Source organism: Synechococcus sp. R8-2, assembly GCF_047461715.1.
GTDB lineage: Bacteria > Cyanobacteriota > Cyanobacteriia > Thermostichales > Thermostichaceae > Thermostichus.
The window spans coordinates 1-2,379 of record NZ_JANSHQ010000252.1 but is presented as its reverse complement, the minus strand read 5'-3'; the positions used below and the strand labels follow the sequence as shown (position 1 = coordinate 2,379).

Here is a 2,379-nt window from a genome sequence, read left to right as displayed (position 1 = left end):
CCGGGGGCCTTTTTTTGGGCATCCCCCCCTCAAGGATTGGCAGAAAGAAAGTTTGGGGTGGAAACTGAAGAGCGCTGAGTCATCAGAGCAGATGCACAAGATCCCTGTTACCGTCATCACCGGATTTCTGGGATCCGGCAAGACCACGGTGATCCGTCACCTTTTGCTCAACAACCAGGGCCGCCGCATTGCCGTGTTGGTTAACGAGTTTGGCGAAGTGGGCATCGACGGCGAGTTGCTGCGGGATTGCCAACGGTGTGAGGGGGAGGGATCCATCCCCATTTTGGAGCTGGCCAACGGCTGTCTCTGCTGCACGGTGCAGGAGGAGTTCTTGCCCACCATGGAAGCTTTGTTGCAACGGCGGGCAGAGCTGGACTGCATCCTGATCGAGACTTCAGGATTGGCCTTGCCCAAGCCGCTCGTGCAGGCTTTCCGCTGGCCCACCATCCGTACAGGTGCCACGGTGGATGCGGTGATTACGGTGGTGGATGGTCAGGCTCTGGCCTCCGGGCAACTGGTGGGGGATCCGGCGGCCCTGGAGGCGCAGCGGCAGGCTGACGAAAGTTTGGACCATGAGACTCCGCTTGAGGAATTGTTTGAGGATCAGTTGAGTTGTGCCGATTTGGTGGTGCTCACCAAGGTGGATCAGATTACCCAAGAGGAGCAAGCTCGGGTGGAAAGCTGGCTGCGGCACCACTTGCGCCCTGAGGTTCAAATCCTCCCTTGTGAGCGGGGGCAGGTTCCCCTAGAAGTGCTCTTGGGCTTTAATGCAGCGGTGGAAGACCAGCTCGAGCGCCGCCCCAGCCACCACGATCACGGGGAGGAGCATGAGCACGAAGCTTTTGAGTCTTTCTACCTCAGCCTGGAGGGAGGTTATGAGCCGGGATCCCTGGTGGCTCAGCTACGCCGGTTGGCCCAAGAGGAATGCCTTTACCGGATCAAAGGATTTGTGGCCGTTCCCCACAAGCCGATGCGGCTGGTGCTGCAGGGAGTGGGATCCCGCTTTGAAACCTACTACGACCGCCCCTGGCAACCCCAGGAGCCGCGCTTGACCCGACTGGTGCTGATTGGGCAAAACCTCAACCGCGAGCGCATTGCCGCCCAGCTCCAGGCCTTGGCCATCAGAGAAACGGTGGCCCCCACCGGCTGATCCCTGTCGGAGGCGAGTGGGATCCCTTGGGTCCTCGGCTCTCATCCCCCCGTCCCAGAGGGAAAGGAAGCAGCGTCCAGTTCTACTGTTACTCAAAGGTGGTCTAGAGGTAGGTATCCAAAAGAGAGGCCACGGTGGGGAAGTGGCAGCGCAAACCCAGGGTTTCTGGGGAAATGGCCGGGTAAACAAAATGGCGCTGGCGCAGACAGAACTCATCCCAGGCTGAAAGCCGCACCCGAAATAGAAAGGCCAAGCCGCGAACGAGAGCCGGGGGCAGAGGCACTCGGAAATAGATCCGTTTTTTGAAATAAGCACACATCTGTTCCACACATTCATCCCAGGAGAGGGGGGGATTGCCCAACACCCAATCGCCGCCACCAGGCAGATGGGCCACCCAATAGGCCACCATCTCGGCCACATCGGCAGCGTGGATAAAGTGGAAGCTGGCATCCACCCGCAAAAAGCGGATCAGATCCAGCCAGCGGAGAACGTCCTTGAGGCCGGCAGTGATGTGGGAGTAGGGGTGGTGGGGGCTGCCGCCAAAGAGCAGGGTGGGATAAAGGGTGAGCAGGCGCTCCGGCCAGAAGCCGCTTTCCTGCCGCCGCAGCAGCATCTCGTACTTGCTGCGGATGTAGTCGGTGCCGGCCCGTCCGGCAATGGCCAAAGGCTCCAGGTCCTGGTTCAAAAGGCTGGCCGTGGAAAAGTAGATCACCTGCTGACAGCGCTCCGGATCCAACAACTGAAAGAGCTCCAGGGTGTGGGTAACATTCACGGCCCAAGCCAGGGCGGGATCCCCCCAAGCCGCTGCCATGTGGATCAGCCCATCCATCTGGCGCAGCAGAGCGGCGTGTTCCCGGATGCGCAGGAGATCGCCGGGTACTAGGGTGATAGGGGCGGGCAGCCGTTCTAGGGGCAGCCGCAGGCGGCTGGTCTCGCGGATGAGAACGTACAGGTGGTAGGCGGGCCGCTCCGGAAACTCGGGATCCCTTTGCTGGGCCAGGTGCTCCAACACATAGTGCCCCAGGCAGCCGCTAGCGCCGGTAAGAAACAGGTTTCGCAAGAGGTCTTCCCAACGGGACTCGATGAAAAAAGCTTCTGACTAGTGTACCGCTTCAGCTTCTGTCTGCCGGACTGCCTGAGCCCTCAATTCCCCTGCAAGAGAGCCGCTCGACTTGGCAAACCCCACACTGGAAATCTGGCCGCAAGGATGTCAGCTAGAAATCGCAGGA

Annotated in this window: 2 protein-coding genes; one reads left to right on the top strand and one right to left on the bottom strand. The window is 60.3% G+C overall.

Going from position 1 to position 2,379, the window contains the following annotated elements:
* Nucleotides 1-91 precede the first annotated feature (91 nt).
* On the top strand, nt 92-1,150 hold the full coding sequence (gene cobW, locus NW819_RS06655) for a cobalamin biosynthesis protein CobW (protein WP_414413274.1): 1,059 nt from the start codon (nt 92-94) through the stop codon (nt 1,148-1,150).
* A 103-nt stretch (nt 1,151-1,253) separates the two neighbouring features.
* On the opposite strand, the gene NW819_RS06650 is transcribed toward cobW, so the two are convergent.
* Entirely contained in the window at nt 1,254-2,210 is a 957-nt protein-coding gene (locus NW819_RS06650; protein WP_414388010.1) for an NAD-dependent epimerase/dehydratase family protein, read from the bottom strand.
* Between the last annotated feature and the right edge of the window lie 169 nt (nt 2,211-2,379).